Below are 26,013 nucleotides of genomic sequence, written 5' to 3' on the forward strand. Positions count from 1 at the left end.
CAAATTTTGTATCTCTCAGGAGACAGGAATGAAAGTTACGCTGCCAGAGTTTCAACAAGCTGGTGTGATGGTGGTTGGCGATGTGATGCTTGACCGCTACTGGTACGGGCCAACCAGCCGCATCTCTCCGGAAGCGCCGGTGCCGGTGGTCAAGGTTGATACGATTGAAGAACGTCCGGGCGGCGCGGCGAACGTGGCGATGAATATCGCCTCGCTGGGCGCAACGGCACGTCTGGTTGGCCTGACCGGTATTGATGATGCGGCGCGTGCGCTGAGCAAAGCGCTGGCAGACGTGAATGTGAAGTGCGACTTCGTTTCTGTGCCAACTCACCCGACCATCACCAAGCTGCGCGTGCTTTCCCGCAATCAGCAGTTGATTCGCCTGGATTTTGAAGAAGGGTTTGAAGGTGTCGATCCGCAGCCGATGCATGAGCGCATCAGCCAGGCGCTCGGCAGCATCGGCGCGCTGGTACTGTCTGATTATGCGAAAGGTGCGCTGACCAGCGTGCAGCAGATGATTGCGCTGGCGCGTAACGCTGGCGTGCCGGTGCTTATCGATCCGAAAGGGACGGATTTTGAACGTTACCGCGGCGCAACGCTGCTCACGCCGAATCTGTCCGAGTTCGAAGCCGTGGCGGGTAAATGCAAAAGCGAAGACGAGATCGTTGAGCGCGGCATGAAAGTTATCGCCGACTATGATCTCAGTGCGCTGCTGGTGACCCGTTCTGAGCAGGGGATGACGCTGCTGCAGCCGGGCAAAGCTCCGCTGCATATGCCTACTCAGGCGCAGGAAGTGTATGACGTGACTGGCGCAGGCGATACGGTGATTGGCGTGCTGGCGGCGACGCTTGCGGCCGGGAACTCGCTTGAAGAGGCCTGCTTCTTTGCCAACGCCGCCGCAGGCGTGGTGGTTGGGAAACTCGGCACCTCTACCGTGTCGCCCATTGAGCTTGAGAACGCGGTGCGCGGGCGGGCTGAAACCGGCTTTGGCGTGATGACGGAAGAGGCGCTGAAAGTGGCTGTCGCTGCCGCACGTAAGCGTGGCGAGAAGGTCGTGATGACCAACGGCGTGTTTGATATTCTGCACGCCGGGCATGTCTCTTACCTGGCAAACGCGCGCAAACTGGGCGATCGCCTGATTGTTGCGGTCAACAGCGATGCGTCCACCCGGCGTCTGAAAGGCGAAACGCGCCCGGTGAATCCGCAGGAGCAGCGCATGATTGTGCTGAGCGCGCTGGAGGCGGTGGACTGGGTGGTGTCGTTTGAAGAAGATACGCCGCAGCGCCTGATTGCCGGGATCCTGCCGGATCTGCTGGTAAAAGGCGGCGATTACAAACCTGAAGAGATTGCCGGTAGTGAAGAGGTCTGGGCGAACGGCGGGGAAGTGCTGGTGCTCAACTTTGAAGATGGCTGCTCGACCACTAACATCATCAAAAAAATTCAGAAGCAGAACGATTAAACGTATTGCCCGGTAGCGCAATGCTAACCGGGCATCACGGCGCTTATACCTGGCCGTCAACCGGCGGGATAGCCGGAGCGGGTTTGACTTCTGATACGTCGGCGGGACTGGCCACGGAAACATCTGCCGCTTTCCCCTGGTTTTCCAGCTCGCTCAGGCGCTGCTCAAGCATTGCCAGCTTTTCACGCGTGCGCAGCAGCACCTGCGTTTGCACGTCAAACTCTTCGCGGCTCACCAGATCAAGGCGGGTCAGCTGTGCCTGTAAAGTCTGGCGAATTTTCTTCTCAACGTCTTCCCCGAACTCACGGATCCCTTTCGGCATAGACTCGTGCACCTGGCGTGCGATCTGTTCGATTTTCTTTGGGTCGATCATTTTCAATTCCCTGTTCGGATAGGCTCTTATCTCTATTGTAGTGTGATAACCCGAGGTGATAAACCAGAATTGTGTGAAGGTTATGCATTGCCGAAGGTAATCATTGGCGCTATAGTTAACCCGCTTATTCTCAGGGCGGGGCGAAATTCCCCACCGGCGGTAAATCAGCGAACGCTGAAAGCCCGCGAGCGCTTCAGGCCAATGCCTGAAGGTCAGCAGATCCGGTGTAATTCCGGGGCCGACGGTTAAAGTCCGGATGGGAGAGAGTAACGATTCTGTCGGGCATTGTGCCCGCCCGCGTTATTTTTTTGTCGCTAAGTGACACTCCTAAGACTGCCCTGATTCTGGTAACCATAACTTTACTGAGGTCTTTTACCATGAATCAGACGCTGCTTTCTTCTTTTGGCACGCCTTTCCAACGTGTAGAACACGCGCTCGCCGCTTTGCGCGAAGGGCGTGGTGTGATGGTGCTCGATGACGAGGACCGTGAAAACGAAGGCGATATGATTTTCCCCGCCGAAACCATGACCGTTGAGCAAATGGCGCTCACTATTCGCCATGGTAGCGGTATTGTCTGCCTGTGCCTGACTGACGAGCGTCGTAAACAGCTTGACCTGCCGATGATGGTGGAAAATAACACCAGCGTTTTCGGCACCGGTTTTACCGTGACCATTGAAGCCGCGCACGGCGTCACCACCGGCGTTTCTGCCGCTGACCGTATCACCACCGTTCGTGCAGCGATTGCCGATGATGCAAAACCTTCTGACTTGAATCGTCCAGGTCATGTGTTCCCGCTGCGCGCGCAGCCTGGCGGCGTGCTGACCCGTGGCGGTCATACCGAAGCGACTATCGATTTAGTGACGCTGGCGGGTTTTAAACCGGCGGGCGTGCTTTGCGAACTCACCAATGACGATGGCACGATGGCACGCGCGCCGGAGTGTATCGCCTTTGCAAAACAGCATAATATGCCGGTTGTGACCATCGAAGATCTGGTCGCATGGCGGCGTGAGCATGAGCGTAAAGCCAGCTAACGCTTTACCGTGCTGATAAGAAATCCGAAGTCTGCGGCTTCGGATTTTTTTTGCCTGTTCTGTATCAAAGTTTGTCTTAGTTCTCTTCCTCGCGCATTGAAAAGCGCTCCCTCTACTTATAAAGTGGTATCTGGCGCAACGTGAATGGCGGCCTGCGCAGTAAACTATTTCTATTTTATTGATTTTATAAATATTAGTAGGGAGGCGGAATGTTTATCTCGTGGTACTGGCTGCTGGTCATTGCTTTATTCATCGCCGTCTATATTCATGCGCTCAAACGGAGCTGTAAAGCGTATCGGCAGGAGCGGGAGGCGCTACAAAAAGGCTACCAGCGGATGAGCAACGAGCTACAAAAACTCAAAGGCCTTAAGCAGGGCGAATAACGCGCCCTGCCTGTGATAAGGACAGCCCGCGCAGCATTAACCACCAAAACCCATCGCCTGAAGGGCAACGAGGCTTAGCCCCATCACGGACATACCGCACAGCACGCCATAGCTTGGGTTATTGTGAGGATCGATCTCTTTCGCCAGCGGCATCAGCTCATCAACCGATAGCGCGACCATAATTCCGGCGACTGCCGCCATAATTGCCGCCATCACGATCGGCGACACCAGGCTACCTAAAATCAACCATGCCAGTACCCCGCCCAGAATTTCCGCAAACCCGGAGATACCCGCCCAAAACACTGCGCTACGCTTCGAGCCTGTTGCGGCATACACTGGCCCTGCGACGGCAAGTCCTTCAGGAATATTGTGCAAGGCAACCGCCAGCGCAATCCCGAACCCCAGCTCCAGGTCGTTACTGGCGGTCACATAGGTCGCGATACCTTCCGGAAAGTTATGCAGGCTGATGCCCAGCGTCAGTAAAATCGCGGTACGACGAATGCCGGTGGTAAAAGGTTGCCGCTCATCCGGCTTCAAATCTTGCGGGTGTGCATGGGGTAATATTCTGTCGAGGGCGAAATAACCCAGCAGGCCGACAACAAACATGCCGTAACCGAGCATGGGCGGCATGTTCGGCGTACCAAGCGCAGCGGGAAGCATCTCCATCAACGAGATAAGCAGCATGATACCGGCGGCGAACCCCAGGGAAAACGCCAGAACGCGGTTTGATGGTTTCTGGCCTATCACCCCAAGAATAGCGCCGATGAAGGTCGCGGCGCCTGCTAATAAGGTCAGAATCAAGGGCGCTGACATGGACAACTCCTTTATGATAATCATTCTCAACAATGTAAGTTTTTACTGCCTGAAAAGCGAGACAGGCAGGTTGCCTTTACGTATTTCTTACATTCAAGTTTATTGAACAACTTCATCACGCTTATCAGAGTTCTTCCTGCCCGGAATCAGCGTAATCTGTCGCTAACAAAATGATACATATTTAAGGATACCATCATGTCAGCAATGCGTATGCCAGCACTGTTTTTAGGCCACGGTAGCCCGATGAACGTGCTGGAAGATAACGTTTATACCCGCGCGTGGGCGCAACTGGGTAAGACGCTGCCACGCCCGAAAGCGATCGTGGTGGTGTCTGCTCACTGGTTTACACGCGGCACCGGCGTGACAGCAATGGAAGCGCCGCAGACTATCCATGATTTCGGCGGCTTCCCGCAGGCGCTGTATGATATGCATTACCCCGCGCCTGGCTCTCCGACGCTGGCGCGTCATATCGTGGAGCTGCTGGCGCCGCTGCCCGTTATGCTCGATAAAGACGCCTGGGGTTTTGACCACGGCTCCTGGGGGGTTCTGATTAAGATGTACCCGGACGCCGACATTCCGATGGTGCAATTAAGCATTGATAGCAGCACACCGGCAGCCTGGCACGTTGAAATGGGGCGCAAACTGGCGGCGCTGCGCGATGAGGGCATTATGCTGGTGGCGAGCGGCAACGTGGTGCATAACCTGCGTACCGCGCGCTGGCACGGAGAAAATACCCCGTATCCCTGGGCGACGTCGTTTAACGATTTCGTGAAAGAGAACCTGACCTGGCGCGGGCCGGCAGAGCAGCACCCGCTGGTGAATTACCTCGACCATGAAGGCGGCTCGCTTGCGAACCCTACGCCGGAGCACTTTCTACCGCTGTTATATGTGCTTGGCGCCTGGGATGGTGAAGAAGCCGTAACTATCCCGGTCGACGGCATCGAAATGGGGTCCTTGAGCATGCTTTCAGTCCAGGTCGGCTAGCAAATGGCGCGTAATGCGCCATTTCCCCCAACGGCCTAAAACGGCAAATTCAGAGACAGATCGCAAAAAATAGCATCTGAAATAACGTTTTTTTGAAAATAAAATGAGCTATGCTGCAAAAATGAAACAGTGTGCTGAATTTAGATGTTTTTTGTGAAGAACATCCGCGCAAGAATTCCCGCCAGCCGCTACTCTTCAGACTGTCTGGTTTCTCAGACATATCAATAAAAAATTATTCGGAGTGTGTGACACGAGCAGTTTGTTCGTGCCAGGTATTGTTATGCGTAAAAAATAAATCCTCTGGAGAGACGGAAATATGAATACTGCGAAAAACTTGCTCATAGGTATCGGTTCTGCTCTGTTGTTTATCTCCCATTCCTCGCTGGCTCAAACGTTCCGTGCTGCCGATGTTCACCCTGCGGATTACCCAAATGTCGTGGCTGTAAAACATATGGGTGAGAAATTGAGTGCGGCAACCGACGGGCGTCTGGAAATTAAAACCTTTCCTGGCGGCGTGTTGGGTGATGAAAAACAGGTTATTGAACAGGCGCAAATGGGCGCTATTGATATTATCCGTGTCTCCATGACGCCGGTGGCGGCCATATTGCCTGAAATTAACGTCTTTACGCTGCCTTATATCTTTCGCGACGAAGATCATATGCATAAAGTGCTGGACGGCATGATAGGTCAGGAAATCGGCGATCGTTTATCGGCAAGCAGCAAATCCAGATTGATATTTCTCGGCTGGATGGATGCCGGTACCCGTAACCTGATAACCAAAGCGCCTGTGACCAAAGCGGAAGATTTAAAAGGCATGAAGATCCGTGTCCAGGGCAGCCCGATTGCGCTGGATACGCTGAAAGCGATGGGGGCAAACTCGGTTGCGATGGGCGTCAGCGAGGTCTTTAGCGGTATGCAGACCGGGGTGATTGACGGCACGGAAAATAACCCGCCGACCTTTGTTGCCCATAACTATTTACCGGTCGTGAAAAATTATACCTGGAGTAAGCATTTTATTATCCCGGAACTGTTTTTATTCTCTAAAACCAAATGGGACAAGCTGAAAAAAGAAGATCAAGCGTTGATCCTGAAGCTGGCAAAAGAGGCGCAGGCAGAACAGCGCGAGTTGTGGAAAAGCTATAACGAGAAATCGCTGGAGGCAATGAAAGCAGGCGGTGTGCAATTCCACGATATTGATACGGATGCGTTTTATAAAGCCACGCAATCGGTACGCGATAACTACGGGAAAGATCACCAGGATTTAATAAGCCGTATTCAGGCCGTGCAATAAATTTCGGCGGGCAAAGTTGCCCGCTTTTCCTCTTATTTCACCAGGACAATTTTTATGGCTAAGCGCTATTTGTCGTTGATGGATATTCTCTATCGGGTGTCTATGTGGGTTGCTGGTCTGGCATTATTAGTGATGGTAGGTGTTATTCCTGTCGGGATATTTGCCCGCTATATTCTCAATAGCGCCTTATCCTGGCCGGAGCCGGTTGCCATTATTTGTATGGTGACTTTTACCTTTATCGGCGCAGCGGTGAGTTACCGTGCCGGTTCGCATATTGCTGTTAGTATGGTGACCGACAGATTAAGCGAGCAGGCGGCCAGAATCTGTTTTATTTTCGCCGACTTAATGCTCATGGCCATCAGTATTTTTATCCTCTGGTACGGCGCAGCACTCTGTATTGAGCTGTGGGAGCAGCCGGTTGCTGAATTCCCGCTCTTTACTGCGGGCGAAAGCTATTTACCGCTGCCTATTGGCTCGGCGGTCACCATCCTTTTTATTATCGAAAAGATGGCGTTAGGCGCGCAATATCACCGCCCGGTGGTGATGCTGGGTTCAACGAGCTAATTCTCCTGTAAGGATAGTTTATGGATGCATTTATTCTGGTCTTTACTTTAGCCATTATGTTGGCGGTGGGTGTACCGGTCGCGTATGCCGTGGGTATTAGCGCAGTGCTGGGCGCGTGGTATATTGATATTCCCCTCGAAGCATTAATGATCCAGCTCACCAGTGGCGTGAATAAATTTTCTCTGCTGGCGATCCCGTTCTTTATTCTCGCTGGCGCAATTATGGCCGAAGGTGGCATTGCCCGCAGACTGGTGAATTTTGCCTATATCTTTGTTGGCTTTATTCGCGGCGGTCTGTCGCTGGTCAATATTGTCGCCTCGACATTTTTTGGCGCTATTTCCGGCTCGTCGGTTGCGGATACAGCATCAATTGGCTCGGTCATGATCCCGGAGATGGATAAAAAAGGCTACCCGCGCGATTTCGCGGCGGCGGTCACTGCCAGCGGCTCGGTACAGGCGATCCTGACGCCGCCCAGCCATAATTCGGTTATCTATTCGCTGGCGACCGGCGGCACGGTTTCGATTGCCGCATTGTTTATTGCGGGCATTCTGCCGGGTCTGTTGCTGAGTTTTACCCTGATGGTGATGTGCGTTGCGTTTGCCCATAAGCGAGGCTACCCGAAAGGGGAGCGCGTGCCGTTTCGCCAGGCGTTGAAGATTTTTGCCGACACCCTGTGGGGGCTGATGACAGTGGTGATCATTATGGGCGGGATACTGTCCGGGATCTTTACCGCCACCGAGTCTGCGGCCATCGCCTGCCTGTGGGCCTTCTTTGTCACCATGTTTATTTACCGGGATTATAAATGGTCAGAGCTGCCTAAACTGATGTACCGCACCGTCAAAACCGTGACGATCGTAATGATCCTGATTGGTTTTGCGGCTGCATTTGGCGCAATTATGACGTATATGCAGCTACCGGGGCGTATCACCGAAGCATTCACCCAAATTTCGGATAACAAGTACGTCATTTTGATGTGCATTAATATCATGCTGTTGTTGCTGGGCACGCTGATGGATATGGCCCCGCTGATCCTGATTCTGACACCGGTGCTGTTACCCGTGACCACGGCGCTGGGCATCGATCCTGTGCATTTTGGCATGATCATGCTGGTGAACCTCGGCATTGGTTTGATCACGCCACCGGTAGGATCGGTGCTGTTTGTGGCAAGCGCAGTGAGTAAACAGAAGATAGAACAGGTTGTAAAAGCCATGCTGCCGTTCTACTTAGTCCTGTTCATGGTGCTGATGCTGGTGACCTATATCCCCGCGATATCGCTCTATCTGCCGAAACTATTTGGCGTGATGTAATTTGCTGGCTGGAGACTGCAAATCATAACCTTGATAACCGCCGGTCAGGTTATGACGTTACAGGATAAAAAAGCACTTCGTTCCTGTTCGTTGCGCCAGGCGGTCTGTTATAACCGCTTTGGCGCAGCGAGTTTTATTCGACAAAGATATGTGGATAGAAACGTGATAAATCCTGGGTTATCAGCGCCCGATCTTCGCGAATACCAATACCGGCTGGCTGATCGTTAATAAGCCAGCTGCCGATCAACGTATAGCTGTCACCAAATTTCGGCAATGGGCAGAACTGCTGCACAATCATGCCTTCTTCGCCATAAGGCCCGTCGACAGCCTCCAGCGTTTTACCCTGCTCAATTATCGAGACATTCGCCCCTTCGCGGGAAAATATAGGCTTGATGACATATTTATCCATCTCTGGATGCGGGTCCTCGGCGAAGTAAGCAGGCAACAGATTGGGATGATCCGGGAACATCTCCCACAGCATCGGCAGCAGCGCCTTGTTAGAGATGATGCTTTTCCAGGCCGGTTCCAGCCAGCGAACACCGGCGTCTTCCAGCTTGGTAGAGAACATCTCGCGCAGCATATATTCCCACGGATAGAGCTTAAACAGGTTACCGATGACCTGATCCTGTAAATCGGTAAACTGGCCTTTTTCGCCCAGACCGATATCGTCGATATAGAGAAAATCCGTCGCCACGCCTGCTTCCGCAGCACAATCCTGCATATACTGCACGGTGCCCCGGTCTTCAACCGTATCGCGACAGCAAGTGAAGTGCAGCAACTGGAAGCCGTACTGCTCGCGCAGTTCGGCGAAACGCTCAATGAGCTTTTCCTGCAAGCTGTTGAACTGATCGCTTCCGGCGGGAAGCTGACCGGCGTTTAGCTGATCTTCGAGCCAGATCCACTGAAAAAAAGCGGCTTCATACAGCGAGGTCGGCGTGTCGGCGTTATTCTCCAGAAGCTTAGGCTCTCCTGCGCCATCCCACGCCAGGTCGAGGCGTGAATAGAGCGACGGCTGCTCCGTTGCCCAGGACTGGCGCACAAAACCCCAGGTATGCTTCGGAATACGGAACTTCGCCATCAGTTCATCGCTGGCGACGACTTTATCCACCACTTGCAGGCACATCTGGTGCAGGTTGGCGGTGACCTCTTCGAGCTTCTCAACCTGCGCCAGCGTCAGTTTGTAATACGCCTCTTCGCACCAGTACGGCTCGCCGTACATGGTATGGAAATTAAAGCCATATTCTGTGGCTTTCTCGCGCCAGTCCGGGCGCTCGACAACGGGAATTCTTTCCATGGCGATTAACCGCCCATTGAGCGGGAAGAGGTGCCGGAAGCGCTACGCTGCATGGTGGACTGTTTCGCCACGGACTCGCCAAAACCGCCACGGGTCACGGTGGTGGTGGTGGCGGGTTTCGGTGCCATGGCCGTTTTAGGCACCGTCATGGTGCGGCCCGGTTGCGCTGCGCCATACCCTTTACCGGAGGCGTCGGTGTACTGACCATAGGCAGGACTTGCCGGATTGCGCGAGCTGAACAACGGCTGCTGAGCAAAACCTGCGCCGCCGCCCATCAGTCGGCCCATCATATAGCCCGCCATCAGCGGCATCCAGAAGCTGCCGCTGGATTGCGCCTGCGCCTGGTTTTCCGGCGATGTGCCCGCCTGGACAGGAGCCTGCTGGCACTGCCCTTCACCAAACTCGGCGACGCAATCTTCACGCGTGGCGTATTTCGGCGCGGTGCGTTCGGCCTCTTTCAGCGCATTGTTATACGCTGTGGTGCACTCCGCGCTCTTGCCAGGATTCGCCGACGAGCAATCGTCTGCGTTTTGATAGAGGGAGACGGTTTCGTCACTTTTTTCACACCCTGCCAGCATAAACACGGCGCTGACCGCCAGCGCGACAGGCGTTAAATGGCGCGCGCCCCAGCTTTTGCGGAACGTCGCACGCTGAATATTTTTTGTCCGTTTCATTGTTTTTTACCCGAGCCCCAAAGACATGTATACATGCTCAGGATAGAGGATGAGGGGGGCAAATTAAAGCGAGGAAAGCGGGCCTTTACGTTGCCTTACGCAAAAACGGGGGCTGGATGCCCCCCGTCGACGTGCAGAACAGCGCTTAGTTCGTCCGCGCGGCGGCTGGTTGTACGCTGCCAGCCATGCGGTTAACGTTTTCCGCCTGCTGCGGATTTTCCGGCGCCACGCTTTCCGGAGAGGTCGGAATGGCTTTACCCAGCGTATTATTCAGCGCCACCAGATCCTGCTCGTTGAGCGAGCCCAGCGCGGATTTAATATTCAGCAGGTTGATTAAGTAGTTATAACGCGCGCTGGAGAGCTGGCGTTTGGCGTTGTACAGCGTGGTGGTTGCGTCCAGCACATCAACAATGGTACGCGTACCCACGGAATACCCGGCTTCCATCGCATCCAGAGAGCTTTGCGCAGAAACAACTGCTTGTTTGTAAGCGTTAATGGTGCTGATGGAGGCGTTCACATTATTAAAGGAAGAACGCACGGTCTGCACGACGCTGCGGTGCGCGCTTTCCAGCTGCTCGCTGGCACCGACAAAGTTGTACTGCGCCTGTTTCACCTGAGAGGTTACCGCGCCGCCGCTGTATAACGGCAGGTTAAAGCTCAGGCCGACGGAGTTCTGGCCAGCAGTGCGATCGTTGTAGGTGGACAGTGCAGAATTGTTGCGGGAAGAACCGCTGTAATTCGTATCCGAGAGACTGGTCGAGGCGGTCAGGCCGAGGGTTGGCAGATGGCCATCCTGCGCCTGGCGAATTTGCTCACGCGCCAGATCCTGATTCAGACGTGCCTGTAACAGCGACAGGTTACGGCTTTCTGCCTGTTTCAGCAGGGCATTCACCGCCTGCGGTTTTTCGGTCATAAAGCGGTCGACATTCAGCGACGCCAGCTCAGGGTAGTAGTTGCCGGTGACCTGGCGCAGGGATTCCACCGCGTTATCCAGATCATTGCGCGCCGCCACTTCGTTTGCCAGCACGGTATCGTACTGGGCACGGGCGTTTTGCACATCGGTAATGGCGACCAGACCGACGTTAAAGCGCTGTGTGGTCTGATCCAGCTGGCGATAGATAGCTTCTTTCTGCGCCTGGGTGTAAGAGAGCGCATCGATGGCGCTCAGCACGTTGAAGTACGCGGTCGCCGTGTTGAGAATCAAGGATTGTTGATCGGTCTGGAACGTGACATCCTGAATACCCGCGCTTTTTTCCTGCAGTGTGAGCGCACGCCATTTGGACATGTCAAAAATCGTCTGGGTCAACTGCAATGAACCGCTGGTAACCGTGGAGTCCGGAGCAGTGTTATCACGAAAACCATTGTTCCAGGTATAATCTGCACCCAAACCAAGCTGTGGCAGTAACGGGCTGCGCGCTTCGTTAATTTTTTCGAATGCCGCATCGCGTTCCGCAGCAGAACGGCGCAGGTCCGGGTTGCTTAAACGCGCCTGCTGATAAACCTGCAGCAGGTTTTCTGCCTGGCTCATAGCGCTGAAACCTGTCAGGCTCAGGCCGATAAGGAGGGGGAGCAATTTCTTCATTTGCATTCCTTGTTGTGAAGCAGTATTAGCGCTTTTCTAATTAGGAAAAATAATCGCCGATTCTATCAGAGAGTGGCACCGCGAAAGCTTGGCGTTACGTGCCATTGGCGTAAATTTGCCTCAATCTACCACATAGCGCTTGAAACGGCAGTTTTTATCATTATTTCAGGAGATGTCGCCATGAGTACGCCAGAAACGTCCGTCGTTACTTTCACAAAAAACGATGTAGAAATTATTGCACGAGAAAAACGTTACAGCGGTTTTTTTTCGCTTGATTTATATCGTTTTCGCCACCGTTTGTTTAACGGAGAAATGAGCGGGGAGGTGCAACGTGAAATTTTTGAACGCGGGCACGCCGCAGTCTTGCTACCCTTTGACGCAGTGCGTGATGAAGTTGTGCTGATTGAGCAGATCCGAATTGCCGCCTTTGATACCAGCGAAACGCCATGGTTACTGGAAATGGTCGCCGGTATGATAGAAGAGGGCGAAAGCGTTGAAGATGTGGTGCGCCGCGAAGCCGTTGAAGAGGCGGGTTTGCAGGTTGGGCGTGTCAAAAATGTGTTGAGTTACCTGGCAAGCCCTGGCGGCACCAGCGAGCGCTCAACAATATTGGTTGGCGAAGTGGACGCTACCGGGGCCAAAGGTATTCACGGGCTGGTAGATGAAAACGAAGACATTCGTGTTCATGTGGTGAGCCGGGAGCAGGCTTATCAGTGGGTAGAAGAGGGGAAAATCGACAACGCAGCCTCCGTCATTGCCCTGCAATGGCTACAGCTGCATCATGAGAGCTTAAAAAACGAGTGGAAAAAATGAAGCGTTACACACCTGACTTCCCGGAAATGATGCGCCTGTGCGAAACCAATTTTGCCCAGTTACGCCGCCTGTTACCCCGTAATGATGCGGCAGGCGAAGCGGTGAGTTATCAGGTGAACAATGCGCAATACCGGTTAACCATCGCAGAATCCACCCGTTACACAACGCTTGTGGAAATCGTGCAAACGGCCCCCACCATCAGCTACTGGAGCCTGCCGTCCATGACGGTGCGCCTGTACCACGATGCGATGGTGGCTGAAGTGTGTTCAAGTCAGCAGATCTTTCGCTTTAAAGCGCGTTATGATTATCCCAATAAAAAGTTGCATCAACGCGACGAAAAGCATCAAATTAACCAGTTTCTGGCCGACTGGCTACGTTACTGTTTAGCACATGGAGCAATGGCGATTCCGGTTTGTTAGCGTAGTGAAACCTAAGGACACCATTTGGAAAGCCTGTTAAACCTTCCTCTGGCTGGTGGGGCCAGGGTCAGGATCTTACAAATAACCGATTCTCACCTGTTTGCCGAGAAGCATGAGACGCTGCTGGGCGTCAATACCTGGGAGAGCTACCAGGCGGTACTGGAGGCTATCCAGGCGCAGCATCGTTCATGCGATCTGATCGTCGCAACAGGCGATCTGGCGCAGGATCATAGCGCCGCGGCCTATCAACACTTTGCCGAAGGGATCGCAAGTTTTAGCGCGCCCTGCGTCTGGCTACCTGGTAACCATGATTTCCAACCGGCAATGTACAGTGCCTTGCAGGAGTCGGGGATTTCATCGGCGAAGCGTGTTCTGATTGGTGAACGCTGGCAAATTCTGCTGCTGGACAGCCAGGTGTTTGGCGTCCCGCATGGTGAACTGAGCGAGTTTCAGCTCGACTGGCTGGAGCAAAAGCTGGCCGCCAGCCCTGAGCGTCACACGCTGTTGCTGCTGCACCATCACCCGCTGCCTTCTGGCTGTAGCTGGCTCGACCAGCACAGTCTGCGCAACGCCGGTGAGCTGTATAATGTGCTGCAAAATTTTCCCAGGGTGCAGCATCTGCTGTGTGGGCATATCCATCAGGAGCTGGATCTTGACTGGCATGGCCGCCGTCTGCTGGCGACGCCCTCCACCTGCGTACAGTTTAAGCCGCACTGCGCCAACTTCACGCTGGATACCATCGCACCCGGCTGGCGTTGGCTGGAGTTATATGATGACGGTACGTTGCAGACCGAAGTTTGCCGCCTGCAAAGTTCTGCATTCAGCCCGGATACCGCTTCAGAAGGATACTGATGTCAACGCTACTCTATCTGCATGGCTTTAACAGCTCGCCGCGTTCGGCGAAAGCGACGCAGCTAAAAGGCTGGCTGGAAGCCAACCATCCGGACATTGACATGGTGGTGCCGCAGCTGCCGCCGTACCCTGCCGACGCGGCAGAATTGCTGGAGTCTTTGGTGCTGAAGCAGGGCGGAGAACAGCTTGGCGTGGTGGGTTCCTCGCTTGGCGGATACTATGCGACATGGCTGTCGCAATGCTTTCTGTTACCCGCGGTGGTCGTCAATCCGGCGGTACGCCCGTTCGAATTGCTGGCAGATTTCCTCGGTAATAACGAGAATCCCTACACTGGGCAGCAATATGTGCTAGAGTCTCGCCATATTTACGAGCTCAAAGTGATGCAAGTTGACCCGCTTGAAGCGCCGGATCTTATCTGGTTGTTGCAACAAACCGGGGACGAAGTGCTGGATTACCGCCAGGCGGTGGCATACTACGATGCCTGCCGTCAGACTGTAGAAGAGGGCGGTAACCACGCTTTTGTGGGCTTTGAGGATCATTTCACACAGATAATCGATTTTCTTGGGCTATAGCGCAGGGAAACGATGCGGTCACTATCTACGAACAAACCATGACGCAATCCTATAACGCTGATGCCATAGAGGTACTCACCGGGCTTGAGCCGGTTCGCCGCCGTCCCGGAATGTATACCGATACCACGCGCCCAAACCATTTGGGTCAGGAAGTGATTGATAACAGCGTTGATGAAGCGCTGGCAGGCCACGCAAAGCGCGTGGAGGTTATCCTGCACGCCGATCAGTCGCTGGAAGTTATCGATGACGGGCGCGGTATGCCGGTGGATATTCACCCGGAAGAGGGCGTACCTGCCGTTGAGCTGATCCTGTGTCGTCTGCACGCGGGCGGTAAATTCTCCAATAAAAACTATCAGTTCTCAGGCGGTTTGCACGGCGTAGGGATTTCCGTGGTGAATGCCTTGTCGCGCCGCGTGGAAGTGACCGTTAAGCGTGACGGGCAAATCTACAGCATCGCCTTTGAAAATGGCGACAAAGTGCAGGATTTGCAGGTTATTGGTACCTGTGGCAAACGCAATACCGGCACCAGCGTCCATTTCTGGCCGGACGAATCCTTTTTTGACAGCCCGCGCTTCTCCGTTTCGCGCCTGACGCATCTGTTAAAAGCAAAAGCGGTGCTCTGCCCCGGCGTGGAGATCGTTTTTAAAGACGAAGTCAACAACGCCGAGCAACGCTGGTGTTATCAGGATGGTCTGAATGATTATCTGAGCGAAGCGGTTAACGGCCTGCCGACGCTGCCGGAAAAACCGTTTATCGGTAACTTCTCTGCCGAAACCGAAGCGGTAGACTGGGCGCTGCTGTGGCTGCCGGAAGGCGGCGAACTGCTGACAGAAAGCTATGTGAACCTGATCCCGACCCTGCAGGGCGGTACGCACGTGAACGGTCTGCGTCAGGGGCTGCTGGATGCGATGCGCGAGTTTTGCGAGTACCGCAATATTCTGCCGCGCGGCGTGAAGCTCTCGGCGGAAGATATCTGGGATCGCTGCGCTTACGTGCTGTCGGTAAAAATGCAGGACCCGCAGTTTGCCGGGCAGACGAAAGAGCGCCTCTCTTCGCGCCAGTGCGCCGCGTTCGTTTCCGGCGTGGTAAAAGATGCTTTCAGCCTGTGGCTGAACCAGAACATTCAGACCGCAGAATTGCTGGCCGAGATGGCGATTTCCAGCGCTCAGCGCCGGATGCGCGCAGCCAAAAAAGTGGTGCGTAAAAAATTAACCAGCGGCCCGGCGCTGCCCGGTAAACTGGCGGATTGCACCGCGCAGGATCTGAGCCGTACCGAGCTGTTCCTGGTCGAGGGTGACTCGGCGGGCGGATCGGCGAAACAGGCGCGCGATCGTGAGTATCAGGCGATCATGCCACTGAAGGGTAAGATCCTTAACACCTGGGAAGTCTCATCGGATGAGGTGCTGGCCTCGCAGGAAGTGCACGATATTTCTGTGGCGATCGGTATCGATCCGGATAGCGACGATCTGAGCCAGTTGCGTTATGGCAAGATCTGTATCCTTGCGGATGCGGACTCGGATGGTTTGCACATCGCCACGCTGCTGTGCGCGCTGTTTGTGAAGCATTTCCGCGCGCTGGTGAAAAACGGTCACGTCTATGTGGCGCTGCCGCCGCTTTACCGTATCGATCTGGGGAAAGAGGTTTACTACGCGCTAACGGAAGAAGAGAAGACTGGCGTACTTGAGCAGTTAAAACGCAAAAAGGGCAAACCGAACGTCCAGCGTTTTAAAGGGCTGGGCGAGATGAACCCGATGCAGCTGCGTGAAACTACGCTCGACCCCAATACCCGCCGTCTGGTGCAGCTGATTATCAGCGACGAAGACGAGCAGCAAACTAACGCCATGATGGATATGCTGCTGGCTAAAAAACGCTCTGAAGACCGGCGCAACTGGCTGCAGGAAAAAGGCGACAAGGCAGATATCGAAGCGTAATTTCCTGGCGCAGTACTCGCCACGCCACCCGCTCAGTTTCTGAGGCGGGTGGCGCTGCAGACATCGTCGCCGACCCCCATCACCGTTCCGGTAATCCTTTCATCCTCTACCTAATGCTCCTCATAAAGAGGTTTGATTTAGGTGTTTAAAATTCAACTGGCTTGATGATTCTTCCGATATTGCAGCGGTGTTTCGCCAATACCGCGCTTAAAGGCGCTGATAAAGTAGGTCACATCAGAAAAGCCTGTCTCGCAGGCTATCTCGCTGATCGAATGGTTGCTGTGCAGCAGGTAATCGCACGCTTTACGCAGCCGCAAGGTATTGAGGTACTGATGAATGGGTTCACCCGTTTCGTAATGAAACCGGCGCGAGACATAGCTTCGCGATTTGCCAAGCGCTTGTGCGAGCGTCGTAAGGCTAAATTTTTGCCGGTAGTTTTCATCGAGCCAGAACATCACCTCTGTGGCTATCCCGCTGCGGGGTTCCGGATGTTGTCGGCTATCGTCCGGTAACATATTTAATAAAGCCAGTAATAAGCAGGCGACTTGCTCACCGTTAAGACTCGCACTGGCAGCAAGGCGGGCGTAGCAGCTAAACAGGTGATCGATATGAGGGTGGATATCGGCGACATCCAGCACCAGCGCCGCGCCCCCGCGCGCAGAGAGCCGTGCTAAGCGCTGCTGATTGTGCGGGAAATGGCGCAGATATTTCACCACAGCATGCTGATCGACATGAATAATGGTGCGCCGGTAACAATCCTGCGCCTGGTCATCCACTATCACCCGGTGAAGCGTAAACGGCGGGAAGAAAAAAAGCCGCCCGGGGCGCATGGTGTAGTGCTGATTATCCACAATCACCACGCCAAAACCCTCCTCGACATACAACACTTCAAGGCACTGGTGCCAGTGATGATAGCGCACAGTATTGGCAAATAAACGGCTGAACGACACCAGCGCATCGTTAAGGGTGATCAGTTCTAACCGCTCCGCCTGCCAGCGTGTATCCATAGTGCAACCATTCTCAATTTTTACCGGGTGGAATTCATTTATAAACCACGGTTTTAAATTTCTTCAACTGCGGGTTTATCTAATCTTCACCGATGTGACAAAGCTAACATTTCCGCAGGCTGCTCATTAACTATCCTTCAGCGACACCATGAGGGAGAGCAAACTATGCCAGCAGCGCACGAGCAAACATCAAATCCATTGTCATCGCGTAGCGACGTTGTGCGCGTGCTGATGCACATGCTTGGCGCGCTGGATAAGCAGTTTCCTGACGGCACGTCGCGCTTCACTCTGGGCGATACCAGCGCGCATTACAGCGTGGCCATTGCTGAAATGGAGGGGCTATCCCGCGCGCTGTGGGGGCTGTTTCCGCTGATGGCTGGCGGCGATACGGAACCGTTTAGCCCGAAATACCTTGCCGCTATCGCAAAGGGGACCGATGCGAAAAGCGACGGCTTTTGGGGCGAAACCGGGCCTTACGATCAGCGGCTGGTGGAGATGGCTGCTTACGGTCTGGGGCTGGCATTGCTGGGCGATAAACTGACTGCAAAGTTCAGCGCGCAGCAGTTGCAAAACCTCCATCAGTGGCTCGACCAAATCACCGACGCGCAAATGCCGGACAGTAACTGGAACTTTTTCGCCATCATGGTGCAATTGGGTTTTAAACGCGCCGGACTTCCCTGGCAGCCCGAGGCCATCGCGCGGCGTTTTGCCATGATGGACGCGTACTATTTAGGCGATGGCTGGTATGCCGACGGCCCCGGTCGGCCAAAAGATTATTATATCTCGATGGCCTTTCATTTTTACGGCCTGGTGTATGCCACGCTTAATGGTGAAGAGGACGCTGCGCGGGCGGCAACGATTCGCGAGCGCGCGCGCCTGTTCGCCGGGGATTTTATCTATATGTCAGCGGCAAGCGGCGAGTCGGTGCCGTTTGGCCGCAGCCTGACATATCGCTTTGCGATGGTCGCCTTCTGGAGTGCCGTTGCCTTCTCCGGGCTGGATGTTTTCTCTCCCGGCATCGTGAAAGGGGTCATCCTGCGCCACCTGCGCTGGTGGTTAAAGCAGCCGATTTTCGATCGCGATGGCATCCTGACGCTCGGTTTCGCCTACCCAAATCTGGCGATGTGCGAAGACTATAATTCACCCGGCTCGCCCTACTGGGCGCTGAAAGTCTTTCTGATCCTGGCCTTACCCGACGCGCACCCGTTCTGGCAGGCGCCGGAACAACCGTTGCCAGTGCTTAACGCCCAGCGTACTGTTCCGCCAGCCGGGCAAATTCTCGTGCATAGCGATGGCTCAAAGCATGTCTGGATGCTGGCGTCCGGGCAGCTGGAGCTGAATAACTATGTTAATACCGAGGCGAAATACACCAAATTTGCCTACTCCAGCCTGTTTGGTTTCACCATTGAGCGCGGGCGTTATGGCATCAAGCACGCAGCCTGCGACTCGATGCTGCTGCTCAGCGATGGCGATAACTATTTTCGCGGACGCCGTGAATGCGAAGCGGTGGAGGTGAGCGAGGAGGGGATTTTCTCCCGCTGGTCTCCGTGGCACGACGTCCACATTGCGACCTGGCTTATCCCGTGCGGCGACTGGCATTTACGTGTGCATTGCGTGGATTCTGCGCGTCGGCTACAGAGCGTCGAAGGCGGTTTTGCGGTGTTCAACGCGCCGCACCGTAGCACGCAGGGCGGTAGCCTGATAACAGCGGAAAATGGCGTCAGCGGTATCTTTGAATTACTCCATGATGCGCCGCGAGAAGCGGACAGTGTGGTGACGCCGCCCAACAGCAGCATCATGTTTGCACCCTGCGCCGCCATCCCGGTGTTGCGCGGGGAAATTGCGCCTGGCCGCAACTGGCTGGCGTGCGCGGTGCAGGCGGCTGCGACGCCCGGCGCTTTTTGCCATGACCTACCCGAACTACAAATAGCAGAACATGCGCTGGTTATTCATCAACTAGGGCAGACAAAAACAACACGCCTTACTTTTAACTTCTGAACCTTACATACTTTGTCGAGGATAGTATGGACAAGACCGCTATCAATAACAAAACCGAGTATTACAAAATCAGTTCATTTATATTTCTCTACTTCTTTACCTGGTCCGCAAGTATTGGTTTGCTGGCTATCTGGCTGGGGCAAAAAGCCAATCTCAGCGGTACCGTAATCGGTACGGTATTTGCCGTGAACGGTATTTTCTCTGTCATTCTTAAACCTATTTATGGCTATATTCTCGATAAAATAGGCATGAGTAAATACCTGCTCTATTTTGTCGTGGCAATGTCTGCTTTAATGGCGCCCTTTTTTATTTATATCTATCAGCCGCTGCTGATTTCAAATACGCTGATGGGAATTATCGTCGGGGCGATTTATTTAAGTTTTGCCTGGTACGCTGGCGTTGCCGCCTGTGAATCTTATACCGATCGCTACAGCCGTTTAAATGGCATGGAATTTGGCCAGATAAGAATGTGGGGATCGCTTGGCTGGGCGGTGGCGTCGTCTTTCTCCGGGCTGCTGTTCAACCTTTCTCCGGCGTATAACTTTATTATGGGATCGGTTGCGTCGCTTATTATGCTGGCGGTGCTGCTGAGCCTGAAAGTGAACGTTCACTCAGCTCACGCCAGCGAGGTTCTGACCAAAGAGAAAATCGTGCCGGCGGATGTCTATGCGCTGCTGCGCAACCGCAAATTCTGGGCCTTCTGCCTGTATGTTGCGGGCGTAGCGTGGATGATGTTTATCGCGGAGCAGCAGTTCTCCCGCTATTTCGTCACCTTCTTTGATGATATCCATCAGGGCAACGCAGTGTTCGGTTACCTCGGCACGGTGCAGTCCGGCATGGAATTTGTCATGTATATGGTTATCCCGCTGTTCGTAAACTTTATCGGCGCCAAACGTGGTTTGTTAATTGTCGGCATGGTGGTCGGCGCGCGGTTAATTATCTCCGGGTTGTGCGAATCCCATCTGCTTATTTCAGTGTTAAAACCGCTGTATGGTCTGGAAATTTGCCTGCTGCTGGTGTCGGTATTTAAATATATCGCCGAGCATTTCGATAAACGCGTCAATGCCACCATGTATTTATTAGGGTATCAGGCAATGCTGTATGTCGGGAATGTGGTGGTTTCGTCACCGGCGGGAATATTGTACGACCGCATCGGCTTTGAAAATACCTATATTATTATGGGCGGCGTGGCGCTGGTATTTACGCTTGTCTCATTATTTACCTTATCTGCCTGCCAGAGTAAATGGCGACCTGTTAATGCCCTGGATATGGCGCAAGATAATGTTACGCGCTAAGGCTGTACTTATTTTCTGTAAAAAGAAGGAACCGAAATATGTTAAGTAAAATCGTTGAGGAACCGTTACGTGATTATCCCGGCGCGCCGATTGATGTACAGATATTTCGTAATGAACTGGCGAGCGCACGTAACCATACCCTTGAACTGATTCGCCATCATTTAACACAATTCGGTGAAAAGTTTCCCGCCGAAACCTGTGTGCAGGGCTATTACCCGTTAACGGATAATATTGAATGGACGACCAGTTTCTGGACCGGGCAATTATGGCTGGCGTGGGAAATGAGCGGCGAAGAACCCTTTCGCGCGCTGGCAGAGCGCCACGTCCGCTCCTTTGGGCTGCGCATCGCCGGGCGGCAGGATACCAATACTCACGACCTCGGTTTCTTATATACGCTCTCTTGCGTGGCAGCCTGGCGGCTAACCGGCAATCAGCAGGCGCGCGGTTTCGCGCTGCTGGCCGCCGAAGCGCTACTGGAGCGTTTTCATCAGCAAGCACACATCATCCAGGCCTGGGGCGATCTCAACGATCCGGAGCAGGCCGGGCGCATGATAATCGACTGCAATATGAATCTGCCGCTGCTCTACTGGGCCACGGAGCAGACCGGCGATCGTCGCTTTGCCGAGGCCGCCCAGGCGCATGTCCATCAGGCGGCGAAATACCTGGTGCGTGAGGACGCGTCTACCTATCATACTTACTATATGGATGTGCAAACCGGCGCGCCGCGCTACGGCAACACGCAACAGGGCTATGCCGACGACTCGTGCTGGTCACGCGGCCAGGCGTGGGGGATTTATGGCTTTTTACTGAGCTTCATCTATACCGGCGATACACAAATGGTGGCGCTGTCAAAAAGGCTGGCTAACTACTTTATCAACCGCCTGCCGGAAGATGCGGTGTGCCACTGGGATCTGGCGCTGGTCAATACCGATGCGTTGCGGGACTCTTCCGCTGCGGCGATTGCGGTGTGCGGCCTGCTGGAGCTGGTCAAACACCTGCCGGTGAGCGACCCGGACAGAGAGCGCTACCAGCTATGGGCAATGCGCATCATGTCTTCGCTTGGCAAACACTACCTGGCGGGGAAAGACGAAGAGACCACCGGGCTGCTGAAGCATTCGGTTTATCATCTGTCGAGCCATAAAGGGGTGGATGAGTGCTGTAGCTGGGGAGATTACTTTTACGTTGAAGCATTGATGCGCTTTTCACAAAGCTGGAAGAGCTACTGGTAAGCAATTTCCCTCTCCTTATCAGGGAGAGGGTGGGCAGGATGCGGGAAACTCAAAGACCCGATTCGAGGATACGGATTTGGGTTTCCAGCACATCGCCTTTTACCGCTTCGCTCCATGCTTTCATATGGGGCGTTCGCAGGTGGGCTTCCAGATGCGCCACGCTTTCCCAGCGCTCCACCATCACGATGGAATCTGGCGCAGAGGTCTGAAAGCTAACGCCCGCAGCATGATCCACCAGCGGTTCATAGCCGTGGCATCCCTCTTCCTGCAACACGACAGGAACGATTTTCGCAAATTGATCGAGTACGGCCTGGCGATGATGTTGACCAGGGCGGGTACGAATTTCTGCAATGACTGTCAGCATGGTTGGTTAGCTCCCTACGCTTTATCCTTTAAGCTGTCTGTTCCGGTTGCATCTGTTCACCAGACGCAGCCTTACCGCCTTGAAGCATTATTGATAATTATGCATTGAGGCCTGCAACAGTTAAGCAAAAATTTCCGCCAGATGCTTGCGATATTGTTCGATATAGGCCGGTACGTTCGGATCTTTAATCACATCGTTGACGATAAAGGTCGGCAGCGCGTCCATCCCGAGGAATTGATTCGCTTTATGGAACGGCAGGTAAACGCCGTCAACACCGACGCCGTGGAAGAACTGCTCTTTATCGGTGAACGCTTCCATTGGCGCATTCCAGGTCAGGGAGAGCATGTAGGTTTTGCCCTGAATTAACCCGCCGGAACCGTACTTTTTCGACGGATCTTTGCGGGTACGGCCATCGCTGGCGTACAACGCGCCGTGACCTTCGGTGAACACATCATCCATATATTTTTTGACGGTCCAGGGCGCGCCCATCCACCAGCCCGGCATCTGCCAGATAACGGTGTCGGCCCAGAGGAAGTTTTGCACTTCGGCTTTCACATCGTAATCGCTGTCGGCACGCACGGTTTTAACATCGTGCCCGGCGTCGCGCAGGAAGGTTTCCGCGACCTCGGTCAGGGTGTCATTCAACTGACCGTTAGAGTGGGCGAACTTTTTCGCGCCATTGATAATCAAAATATTGCTCATGAATTGCCCTCATTTGAGACATATGTCACAAATTCTACCGCTTTCATCGGAACGGGAGAACTGACAAATTCGGCAAAGTCTTTTGCTGCTGGCGCAATAATGCGCTTTATGGCCGTTTTTATTGCACAAACGAGGCGAGACGACCACAATAAACGCGTGGAATTATTTTTTCACGTCAGGACATTTATCAGTACGGGCTGGTTGAATGGATACAGCCCGCAACAAAATGGAGGAAAGTTATGCATAAACTCGCGGCATTTTCATTGATTTTCGCGCTCGGCACATTACCGGCTATTGCAGCGAATCAGGGCGGTTTTACCGGCCCGAGCAGTAAGGCCACGGTTGCCACCGCGAAAACCCTCAGTGATGACGCTATGGTTACGCTGCGCGGCAATATCATCGAGCGTATTTCTGGCGATACCTATATCTTTAAAGACCCGACCGGCACCATTAATATTGAAATCGACGACAATCGCTGGAATGGTGTGACCGTCGGCCCGGATGATCTGGTCGAAATTCACGGCGAAGTAGATAAAGACTGGAACTCGGTCGAAATCGATGTCAAACAGATCAGTAAGGTCGCTAAATAACCCCCCTGAGGCGTGAAAAATTCGCTCTTCGCTATGATTCCTTGCCGCAGATAAGGTAGTATCTGCGGCAATATTGCCGCCGTACAGGCGGAGATACATGTTGAGGAATCACGATCAATGAGCGATATGGCAGAGCGCCTTGCGCTACATGAATTTACGGAAAACGCCTACCTGAACTACTCCATGTACGTCATCATGGACAGGGCGTTGCCGTTTATCGGTGATGGTCTGAAACCTGTTCAGCGTCGCATCGTTTACGCAATGTCTGAGCTCGGGCTGAATGCCAGCGCTAAGTTCAAAAAATCAGCGCGTACCGTGGGCGATGTGCTGGGTAAATACCACCCGCACGGCGACAGCGCGTGCTATGAAGCGATGGTGCTGATGGCGCAGCCGTTCTCGTACCGCTATCCGCTGGTGGATGGCCAGGGGAACTGGGGCGCGCCGGACGATCCGAAGTCCTTCGCCGCCATGCGTTACACCGAATCTCGCCTGTCTAAGTATGCCGAGCTGCTGCTGAGCGAATTAGGCCAGGGCACCGTTGACTGGATACCCAACTTTGATGGCACGTTGCAGGAGCCGAAAATGCTGCCTGCGCGTCTGCCGAACATTCTGCTGAACGGTACCACCGGTATCGCCGTGGGTATGGCGACGGATATCCCGCCTCACAACCTGCGCGAAGTCGCCAGAGCCGCTATCACGCTGATTGAGCAGCCGAAAACGACGCTCGATCAGCTGCTGGATATCGTGCAGGGGCCGGACTACCCGACCGAAGCTGAAATCATTACCTCGCGCGCGGAAATTCGCAAAATCTACCAGAATGGCCGTGGTTCGGTACGTATGCGCGCCGTGTGGAAAAAAGAGGACGGCGCTGTGGTTATCACCGCGCTGCCGCACCAGGTCTCCGGCGCGCGCGTGCTGGAGCAAATCGCCAGCCAGATGCGCAATAAAAAGCTGCCGATGGTTGACGATCTGCGCGACGAGTCGGATCACGAAAACCCGACGCGGCTGGTGATTGTCCCGCGCTCCAACCGTGTGGATATGGATCAGGTGATGAACCACCTGTTTGCCACCACCGATCTGGAAAAGAGCTACCGTATCAACCTGAACATGATCGGTCTGGATGGTCGCCCGGCGGTGAAAAACCTGCTGGAAATCCTTACCGAGTGGCTGGCGTTTCGCCGGGATACGGTGCGCCGCCGCCTGAATCACCGTCTGGAGAAAGTGCTCAAACGCCTGCATATCCTTGAAGGTTTGCTGGTGGCGTTTCTCAATATCGATGAAGTGATTGAGATTATCCGCACCGAGGATGAGCCGAAGCCAGCGCTGATGTCGCGCTTTGGCATCAGCGAAACCCAGGCGGAAGCTATCCTTGAGTTGAAACTGCGCCATCTTGCCAAACTGGAAGAGATGAAGATTCGCGGCGAGCAGAACGAACTGGAAAAAGAGCGCGATCAGCTGCAAGCGATTCTGGCCTCCGAGCGCAAGATGAACAACCTGCTGAAAAAGGAACTGCAGGCCGATGCCGACGCATTCGGCGACGATCGCCGCTCACCGCTGCAGGAGCGCGAAGAAGCGAAGGCGATGAACGAGCACGATATGCAGCCTTCCGAGCCGGTCACCATTGTGCTGTCGCAAATGGGCTGGGTGCGCAGCGCCAAAGGCCACGATATTGACGCGCAAGGGCTGAGCTATAAAGCCGGTGATAGCTGGAAAGCGTCGGTGAAAGGCAAGAGCAACCAGCCGGTAGTGTTTATTGATACTACCGGGCGCAGCTATGCCATCGACCCGATTACGCTGCCGTCTGCGCGCGGGCAGGGCGAACCGATCACCGGTAAACTTACGCTCCCGCCGGGCGCGACCGTTGAGCATATGGTGATGTGCAACGATGACCGCAAACTGCTGATGGCCTCCGATGCCGGTTATGGTTTTGTCTGTACCTTTAATGATTTAGTGGCGCGTAACCGTGCCGGTAAAACGCTAATCAGCCTGCCTGACAACGCACGGGTGATGCCGCCGCTGGAGATTGAGAACGACGACGATATGCTGCTGGCGATAACCCATGCTGGCCGCATGTTGATGTTCCCGGTCAGCGATCTGCCGCAGCTTTCGAAAGGTAAAGGCAACAAAATCATCGGTATCCCGTCGGCGGATGCCGCGAAAGGGGACGACGGCCTGGCGCATTTGTATTTGCTGGCACCGCAAAGCACGCTCACCATCCACGTCGGTAAACGCAAAATCAAACTGCGCCCGGAAGAGTTGCAAAAAGTGCAGGGCGAACGCGGCCGTCGCGGTACGCTAATGCGCGGCTTGCAGCGAATCGACCGTGTAGAAATTGATGCGCCCGCCCGCCCGGGCACCGGCGACAGCGAAGAATAATCTTCGTCATCTTGTCCCCCACCAGCCGGTGGGGGATATGTATCGTGTAAAATTTCCCGTAAAAGCGTTGTTTATTCGCTGATTGCGATTAACAATACGTTTTTACAGGC

Annotated in this window: 25 protein-coding genes and 1 riboswitch; of the genes, 17 read left to right on the plus strand and 8 right to left on the minus strand. The window is 54.1% G+C overall.

Features of this window, described 5'->3' with window-relative positions:
- The first annotated feature begins 28 nt into the window (after positions 1-28).
- A complete protein-coding gene (hldE, locus tag ACTU3N_RS14185) occupies positions 29-1,459 on the plus strand; it encodes a bifunctional D-glycero-beta-D-manno-heptose-7-phosphate kinase/D-glycero-beta-D-manno-heptose 1-phosphate adenylyltransferase HldE (RefSeq protein ID WP_443086783.1) in 1,431 nt (476 codons plus the stop codon).
- Between the two features lie 43 nt (positions 1,460-1,502).
- On the opposite strand, the gene ubiK is transcribed toward hldE, so the two are convergent.
- Positions 1,503-1,832 carry a ubiquinone biosynthesis accessory factor UbiK gene (ubiK, locus tag ACTU3N_RS14190; RefSeq protein WP_443086784.1) on the minus strand — a complete coding sequence of 110 codons (330 nt, stop codon included), beginning with the start codon at positions 1,830-1,832 and terminating at the stop codon, positions 1,503-1,505.
- 122 nt (positions 1,833-1,954) lie between these two features.
- Positions 1,955-2,104: riboswitch (FMN riboswitch) on the plus strand.
- A 105-nt stretch (positions 2,105-2,209) separates the two neighbouring features.
- Here ubiK and ribB point away from each other — a divergent pair.
- Entirely contained in the window at positions 2,210-2,863 is a 654-nt protein-coding gene (gene ribB / locus ACTU3N_RS14195) for a 3,4-dihydroxy-2-butanone-4-phosphate synthase (RefSeq protein WP_443086785.1), read from the plus strand.
- Positions 2,864-3,072: 209 nt separating this feature from the next.
- Positions 3,073-3,246 (plus strand): hypothetical protein, encoded by a 174-nt coding sequence (locus ACTU3N_RS14200; protein WP_443086786.1) that lies wholly within the window; start codon positions 3,073-3,075, stop codon positions 3,244-3,246.
- A 36-nt stretch (positions 3,247-3,282) separates the two neighbouring features.
- Here the strand turns inward: ACTU3N_RS14200 and zupT are convergent, their stop codons facing one another.
- Entirely contained in the window at positions 3,283-4,059 is a 777-nt protein-coding gene (gene zupT, locus ACTU3N_RS14205; RefSeq protein ID WP_443086787.1) for a zinc transporter ZupT, read from the minus strand.
- A gap of 195 nt (positions 4,060-4,254) precedes the next feature.
- On the opposite strand from zupT, the gene ygiD reads away from it, so the two are divergent.
- The 4 genes from ygiD (at position 4,255) to ACTU3N_RS14225 (ending at position 8,205) form a co-directional block, all read left to right on the plus strand.
- A complete protein-coding gene (gene ygiD / locus ACTU3N_RS14210) occupies positions 4,255-5,043 on the plus strand; it encodes a 4,5-DOPA dioxygenase extradiol (protein ID WP_443086788.1) in 789 nt (262 codons plus the stop codon).
- Between the two features lie 316 nt (positions 5,044-5,359).
- Complete coding sequence (locus tag ACTU3N_RS14215; RefSeq protein ID WP_443086789.1) at positions 5,360-6,334, plus strand: TRAP transporter substrate-binding protein; 975 nt, start codon at positions 5,360-5,362, stop codon at positions 6,332-6,334.
- A gap of 54 nt (positions 6,335-6,388) precedes the next feature.
- Positions 6,389-6,898 carry a TRAP transporter small permease gene (locus ACTU3N_RS14220; RefSeq protein WP_443086790.1) on the plus strand — a complete coding sequence of 170 codons (510 nt, stop codon included), beginning with the start codon at positions 6,389-6,391 and terminating at the stop codon, positions 6,896-6,898.
- Positions 6,899-6,918: 20 nt separating this feature from the next.
- Positions 6,919-8,205 carry a TRAP transporter large permease gene (locus tag ACTU3N_RS14225; protein ID WP_443086791.1) on the plus strand — a complete coding sequence of 429 codons (1,287 nt, stop codon included), beginning with the start codon at positions 6,919-6,921 and terminating at the stop codon, positions 8,203-8,205.
- 133 nt (positions 8,206-8,338) lie between these two features.
- Here ACTU3N_RS14225 and ACTU3N_RS14230 read toward each other — a convergent pair whose 3' ends face one another.
- From ACTU3N_RS14230 to tolC, 3 genes are all read right to left on the minus strand, one after another.
- Complete coding sequence (locus ACTU3N_RS14230) at positions 8,339-9,499, minus strand: glutathionylspermidine synthase family protein (protein ID WP_443086792.1); 1,161 nt, start codon at positions 9,497-9,499, stop codon at positions 8,339-8,341.
- 5 nt (positions 9,500-9,504) lie between these two features.
- Positions 9,505-10,173 carry a DUF1190 family protein gene (locus ACTU3N_RS14235; RefSeq protein ID WP_443086793.1) on the minus strand — a complete coding sequence of 223 codons (669 nt, stop codon included), beginning with the start codon at positions 10,171-10,173 and terminating at the stop codon, positions 9,505-9,507.
- A 145-nt stretch (positions 10,174-10,318) separates the two neighbouring features.
- Positions 10,319-11,755 carry an outer membrane channel protein TolC gene (tolC, locus tag ACTU3N_RS14240; RefSeq protein ID WP_443086794.1) on the minus strand — a complete coding sequence of 479 codons (1,437 nt, stop codon included), beginning with the start codon at positions 11,753-11,755 and terminating at the stop codon, positions 10,319-10,321.
- 180 nt (positions 11,756-11,935) lie between these two features.
- Between tolC and nudF the strand changes: the two genes are divergently transcribed.
- Genes nudF through parE form a run of 5 tightly spaced genes read left to right on the plus strand, consistent with a single transcriptional unit; the run spans position 11,936 to position 16,342 of the window.
- Positions 11,936-12,568 carry an ADP-ribose diphosphatase gene (gene nudF / locus ACTU3N_RS14245; RefSeq protein WP_443086795.1) on the plus strand — a complete coding sequence of 211 codons (633 nt, stop codon included), beginning with the start codon at positions 11,936-11,938 and terminating at the stop codon, positions 12,566-12,568.
- Complete coding sequence (locus ACTU3N_RS14250) at positions 12,565-12,987, plus strand: DUF1249 family protein (RefSeq protein ID WP_443086796.1); 423 nt, start codon at positions 12,565-12,567, stop codon at positions 12,985-12,987. The genes nudF and ACTU3N_RS14250 overlap by 4 nt, the downstream gene beginning before the upstream one ends.
- Before the next feature lie 24 nt (positions 12,988-13,011).
- Positions 13,012-13,839 (plus strand): 3',5'-cyclic-AMP phosphodiesterase, encoded by an 828-nt coding sequence (gene cpdA / locus ACTU3N_RS14255; protein ID WP_443086797.1) that lies wholly within the window; start codon positions 13,012-13,014, stop codon positions 13,837-13,839.
- Complete coding sequence (gene yqiA, locus ACTU3N_RS14260; RefSeq protein WP_443086798.1) at positions 13,839-14,411, plus strand: esterase YqiA; 573 nt, start codon at positions 13,839-13,841, stop codon at positions 14,409-14,411. The genes cpdA and yqiA overlap by 1 nt, the downstream gene beginning before the upstream one ends.
- Before the next feature lie 38 nt (positions 14,412-14,449).
- Positions 14,450-16,342, plus strand: coding sequence for a DNA topoisomerase IV subunit B (gene parE, locus ACTU3N_RS14265; protein ID WP_443086799.1), 1,893 nt, complete (start codon positions 14,450-14,452; stop codon positions 16,340-16,342).
- Between the two features lie 152 nt (positions 16,343-16,494).
- Here parE and ACTU3N_RS14270 read toward each other — a convergent pair whose 3' ends face one another.
- A complete protein-coding gene (locus ACTU3N_RS14270) occupies positions 16,495-17,349 on the minus strand; it encodes an AraC family transcriptional regulator (protein ID WP_443086800.1) in 855 nt (284 codons plus the stop codon).
- A gap of 165 nt (positions 17,350-17,514) precedes the next feature.
- Between ACTU3N_RS14270 and ACTU3N_RS14275 the strand changes: the two genes are divergently transcribed.
- From ACTU3N_RS14275 to ACTU3N_RS14285, 3 genes are read left to right on the plus strand one after another with little or no spacing between them, the layout of a single operon-like run.
- Positions 17,515-19,347: a DUF2264 domain-containing protein gene (locus tag ACTU3N_RS14275; RefSeq protein ID WP_443086801.1), complete on the plus strand. Its 1,833-nt coding sequence runs from the start codon at positions 17,515-17,517 to the stop codon at positions 19,345-19,347.
- A gap of 26 nt (positions 19,348-19,373) precedes the next feature.
- Complete coding sequence (locus ACTU3N_RS14280) at positions 19,374-20,642, plus strand: oligosaccharide MFS transporter (RefSeq protein WP_443086802.1); 1,269 nt, start codon at positions 19,374-19,376, stop codon at positions 20,640-20,642.
- A gap of 38 nt (positions 20,643-20,680) precedes the next feature.
- Positions 20,681-21,871 (plus strand): glycoside hydrolase family 88 protein, encoded by a 1,191-nt coding sequence (locus ACTU3N_RS14285; RefSeq protein ID WP_443086803.1) that lies wholly within the window; start codon positions 20,681-20,683, stop codon positions 21,869-21,871.
- A 49-nt stretch (positions 21,872-21,920) separates the two neighbouring features.
- Here the strand turns inward: ACTU3N_RS14285 and ACTU3N_RS14290 are convergent, their stop codons facing one another.
- Together ACTU3N_RS14290 and ACTU3N_RS14295 are read right to left on the minus strand one after the other, a co-directional pair.
- A complete protein-coding gene (locus ACTU3N_RS14290; RefSeq protein WP_443086804.1) occupies positions 21,921-22,235 on the minus strand; it encodes a putative quinol monooxygenase in 315 nt (104 codons plus the stop codon).
- Positions 22,236-22,355: 120 nt separating this feature from the next.
- Positions 22,356-22,937 (minus strand): NAD(P)H-dependent oxidoreductase, encoded by a 582-nt coding sequence (locus ACTU3N_RS14295; RefSeq protein WP_443086805.1) that lies wholly within the window; start codon positions 22,935-22,937, stop codon positions 22,356-22,358.
- A gap of 239 nt (positions 22,938-23,176) precedes the next feature.
- Between ACTU3N_RS14295 and ACTU3N_RS14300 the strand changes: the two genes are divergently transcribed.
- Together ACTU3N_RS14300 and parC are read left to right on the plus strand one after the other, a co-directional pair.
- Complete coding sequence (locus ACTU3N_RS14300; RefSeq protein WP_443086806.1) at positions 23,177-23,527, plus strand: YgiW/YdeI family stress tolerance OB fold protein; 351 nt, start codon at positions 23,177-23,179, stop codon at positions 23,525-23,527.
- A 117-nt stretch (positions 23,528-23,644) separates the two neighbouring features.
- Positions 23,645-25,903, plus strand: coding sequence for a DNA topoisomerase IV subunit A (gene parC / locus ACTU3N_RS14305; protein WP_443086807.1), 2,259 nt, complete (start codon positions 23,645-23,647; stop codon positions 25,901-25,903).
- Positions 25,904-26,013 lie beyond the last annotated feature (110 nt).

It is taken from the genome of Vagococcus sp. WN89Y, from assembly GCF_052220145.1.
In the GTDB taxonomy this organism is placed as follows: Bacteria; Pseudomonadota; Gammaproteobacteria; order Enterobacterales; family Enterobacteriaceae; genus Kosakonia.